A 4,373-nucleotide genomic window follows, 5' to 3' on the forward strand; every position below is an offset into this window, starting at 1 on the left:
GGCACCGCACGCGGCGACGCGTCGCGCGCACCCGGCGTCCGCGCCGGACCCGCGCGGCGACGGCACCACGCCCGCGTGCCCCCGCCGCGGCACGCAGGCACGAAGGAGACGAAGTGGCACGAACCGGCCAGCGCCGACCCGCCCGCGGGGGCAGCAGCACCGCCCCCGGCGGCCAGCGCCGCCGCACCGCCCGCCCGAGCGAGCAGGGGCTCATCCCCGTCCTCGCCGGGGTGGTGCGCGAGATCGAGGGGGCGGTGCAGCGCCCGCCGGTGCGGCCGGCCGTCCGGACCAAGTTCCAGGTCGTGGCGCTGCTGGTGCGCGAGGAGCGCGCGCGGGCGATGGCCGACCCGGAGCTGACCCAGGCCAAGCGGACGGAGCTGCTCAAGCGGCTCGACGGGGTCGCGACCCAGCTGGCCCGGATCGCCGCGCGGGACACCTCGCTGCTGGCGCTGCTCGCCGACGAGGCCCGGGTCTCCGACGCCGCGCGCGCCTACCGGGCCACCGTGCTGCGGGCGGCGGGCCGGGACGTGCCGGCCGAGCCCGAGCCGGAGGAGGAGCCGGCACCCGCCGCCCCCGCCCCCGGTGCCGACAAGCAGGTCGTGCCGCAGTCGGTGATCTCCCGGCGGCTCGCCAACCCGTTCCTCGCCCCCGACTTCGAGGCCGCGGCCGAGCGGGCCGCCGCGAAGCCGCGCCGGCTGGCCGGCTGGGAGCTGCTCGAGCCGCTGTTCCGGTCGTTCGAGCAGTCCGGCGACGGCGTCCCCGCGTGCATGCCGCTCCCCGAGCCGGCCCCCGTCCCGACGCCGCCCGGCCGCGAGCTGATGCCGCACCAGGCGCAGGTCGTCACCGCGGCCGGCCAGGGCCACCGCACGTTCCTGCTCGCCGACGAGCCCGGCCTCGGCAAGACGGCCCAGGCCCTGCTCGCCGCCCGCACCGCGGGGGCGTACCCGCTGCTGGTCGTCGTCCCCAACGTCGTGAAGACGAACTGGGCGCACGAGGTCGGCCTGTGGACGCCCGAGCGCCGCGCCACGGTCGTGCACGGCGACGGCGAGCGCGTCGACGGGTTCGCCGACGTCGTGATCGTCAACTACGAGATCCTGGACCGGCACGTCGGCTGGCTCGGCGAGCACGGCTTCCGCGGGATGGTCGTCGACGAGGCGCACTTCATCAAGAACAAGCGCTCCCAGCGCTCGCAGCACGTGCTGTCGATCGCCGAGAAGATCCGCGAGCGCACCGCGCGCCCGCTGCTCATGGCGCTGACCGGCACCCCGCTGATCAACGACATCGAGGACTTCCGGGCGATCTGGCAGTACCTCGGCTGGATCGACGACGAGAAGCCGCTCGGCCGGCTGATGACCGCGCTGGACGACATCGGGCTCACCCCGGCGGACCGCGGGTTCTCCGCCGCGGCGCGGCAGTGCGTCATCGAGATGGGCATCGTGCGCCGCCGCAAGGCCGACGTGGTCGCCGACATCCCCGCCCGCCGGGTCGCGGACCTGCTGGTCGAGCTCGACGGCGCGGCCGGCCGGTCGATCCGCGAGGCCGAGGCGGCCCTGGTCGCGCGGCTGCTGCAGCGGTACCGCAGCGCGGTCGAGGCGCGGGAGACCGGCCTGGTCCTGGGGACCGACCACGAGATCGCCCGGCGCGTCGCCGCGGCCGAGCTCAAGGACTCCAGCGGCAAGGCCAAGGGCGAGAACGTGTTCTCGATGGTCCGCCGGATCGGCCAGGCCAAGGCCGCGCCCGCCGCGGACTACGCCGCCCAGCTGGCCCGCAACGTCGGCAAGGTCGTGTTCTTCGCGAAGCACGTCGACGTGATGGACCACGCCGAGCAGGCGTTCGCGGAGCGCGGGATCAAGTACGCCTCGATCCGCGGCGACCAGACCACCCGGCAGCGCGACAAGAACGTCACGGCGTTCGTCGAGGACCCCGAGGTGCAGATCGTCGTCTGCTCGCTGACCGCCGCCGGCGTGGGGCTGAACCTCCAGGTCGCGTCGAACCTCGTGCTCGCCGAGCTGTCCTGGACCGACGCCGAGCAGACCCAGGCGATCGACCGCATCCACCGCATCGGGCAGTCCGAGCCGGTCACCGCGTGGCGCGTCATCGCCGCGCAGACCGTGGACTCGCGGATCGCCGAGCTCATCGACAGCAAGTCCGGCCTCGCGGCCCGGGCGCTGGACGGGGCCGACATGGAGGACGGGGCCGCCGCGGACGTGCAGCTGGAGGCGCTGGTCGGGCTGCTGACCGACGCGCTGGCCGCCCAGGACGCGCCGGCGGCCTGACCGCCGCGCGGGGCGGCGGGTGTGCGGCCGCCCCGCGCGCCCGCTGCCGCCGGACCGCGAGCCCTACGGTTTCCGGCGAGCCCACCGCCTCTCGGGGGTGGCTCGGCCGGAAGCCGTCGGGCTCGTCGACGCGCGGTCAGTACGACAGGCTCGGCGCCACCAGCCGGTACGTCACCGCGAACCACGCGACCACGCCGAGCGCCAGCAGCACCAGCACGCCGCCGGCCACCCGCCACCCGCCGGCGCGGCGGCGCACGTCGCCGACCACCCGGACCGTCGCCGGCACCAGCCCCAGGATCCCGACGCCCTGCAGCACCTGCAGCACCCGCAGGCCGCCCTCGGGCAGGTCGACCAGCCCCATGATCGTCGTGATCGCGACCGCCCAGCCGGCGACGGCGAGCACGGCGCTCGCCGCGGCGACCCGGGTGAGCACCCGGGCCGGGCGCCCGGCGACGTCGCGCGGGGCGCGGTGCCGGACCCGGCGGACCAGCGCGGCGATGGGCCCGGCCAGCGCGCCCACCAGCAGCACGGCCAGCGCCGCGCCCAGCGCGGGCAGCGCCACGCCGGTCGCCGCGCCCGCGGGCAGCAGCGTGAACGCCGAGTCGTACCCGATCGCCGTGACCCGGCCGTCCTCGGCGCGCGCGGCGATCGTCCGCTGGCCGCCGACCTCCCGCCAGACCCACGGCGCGACCTCCTCGTACAGGACGGGGCGGTTCGTCAGCGGGCCGGGCGCGACCAGCACGCGGCCGTCGTCCTGGGCGGTGACGTGGGTGACGGCGAGCAGCTCGGTCGCGTGCAGGAACGTGCTGCGCATCGCCCGGGAGTCGGTGTACGCACCGGCGAGGGCCGCGGCGTGCGCGCGGGCGGTGTCGGCGTCGACGGGGATGCTGCCGGAGGTGCCCGCGGCGTCGGTCGGCGGGAAATACCGGTCGGCGAAGCCCTGCATCAGCTGCTCGCGCAGCTCCAGGCTGTCGAGCGCCCCCGCGCCGGAGCCGTTCACGCTGACGAAGACGCCCGTGCCCTCGTCCGGGTACAGCTGGAGGTGGGAGTGGAACGCGTTGGTGTCGCCGCCGTGGCCCACGACCCGGTGCCCGTTCCGGTCCTCCTGGAAGAAGCCGAGCCCCATCCGGGGGCCGCCGGCGAGCGTGCCGAGGTCGTCCTCGTCGAGCGCCGGCGCCTGCATCAGGGCGAGCGTGTCGGCGTCCAGCACCTGCTCGCCGGTCGCGGGCTCCCCGAGCAGCGCGAGCATGAACCGCGCCATGTCCGCGGCCGACGCCGACAGTGCACCGGCGGGCGGCACCCCGACGACCTCGAACCCCGTCGACGGCCCGGACGCGGTGCCGTACCCGAGGGCGAGGTGGCCGCGGAGGTCGTCGGGCACCGGCTGCTCGAAGGTCGCCGTCGTCATCCCGGCGGGGTCGAGCACGTGCTCCTGGACGTACTGCTCGAACGGCTCCCCGCTCACGCGCTCGACCACGTAGCCGGCCAGCGCGTTGCCGTAGTTCGAGTACGCGGGCACGGTCCCGGGCCGGTACACCTGCTCCGGCGGGTCGGTGGCGAGGGCGGCGCGCAGGTCGACCGGCGTCCCCTCCGCCCCGATCAGCCCGCGGATGCGCTCCTCGAACCCGGCGGTGTGGGTGAGCAGGTGGCGCAGCGTGATCGGGTCGTCGAACGCCCGCGGCACGTCGATGTCCACGTACGCCGACACGTCGGTGTCCAGGTCGACGTCGCCGGCCTGCACGAGCTGCAGGACGGCGGTCGCGGTGACGAGCTTCGACACCGACCCGGGTCGGAACAGTGTGCGGTCGGGGTCGACGGGGACCGCCTCGCCGGACTCCGTCCCCGTGTCCGCCCAGCCGTAGCCGCGGGTCGTGACGACCTCGCCGTCGTGCACGACCGCGACGGTCGCGCCCGGGATGTCGGTGCGGTCGAGCGCGGCGGGCAGGAAGCCGTCGAGCCACGCGTCGACATCGGTTCGCGTGAGCGCCGGCACGGTGGCCGGGTCGGTGGGGGCGTCGGCTCCGCCGGTCGTGGCGGCCGCGCCGGCGACCGGCGCCGGGCGCTCCGGGGCGGGCGTCGGCGTCGCCGCGGCGGGTG

General features: G+C 76.4%; 2 protein-coding genes. One reads left to right on the forward strand and one right to left on the reverse strand.

Annotated features, from left to right (window positions below; genetic code table 11):
• Positions 1–113 precede the first annotated feature (113 nt).
• On the forward strand, positions 114–2,276 hold the full coding sequence (locus FA014_RS18330) for a DEAD/DEAH box helicase (protein ID WP_154731055.1): 2,163 nt from the start codon (positions 114–116) through the stop codon (positions 2,274–2,276).
• A 136-nt stretch (positions 2,277–2,412) separates the two neighbouring features.
• Here FA014_RS18330 and FA014_RS18335 read toward each other — a convergent pair.
• A partial coding sequence (locus tag FA014_RS18335; RefSeq protein ID WP_154731056.1) for a serine hydrolase domain-containing protein occupies positions 2,413–4,373 on the reverse strand: 1,961 nt, incomplete at its 5' end.

The sequence above is a fragment of the Cellulomonas hominis genome (assembly GCF_005239125.1).
In the GTDB taxonomy this organism is placed as follows: Bacteria; Actinomycetota; Actinomycetes; order Actinomycetales; family Cellulomonadaceae; genus Cellulomonas; species Cellulomonas hominis_A.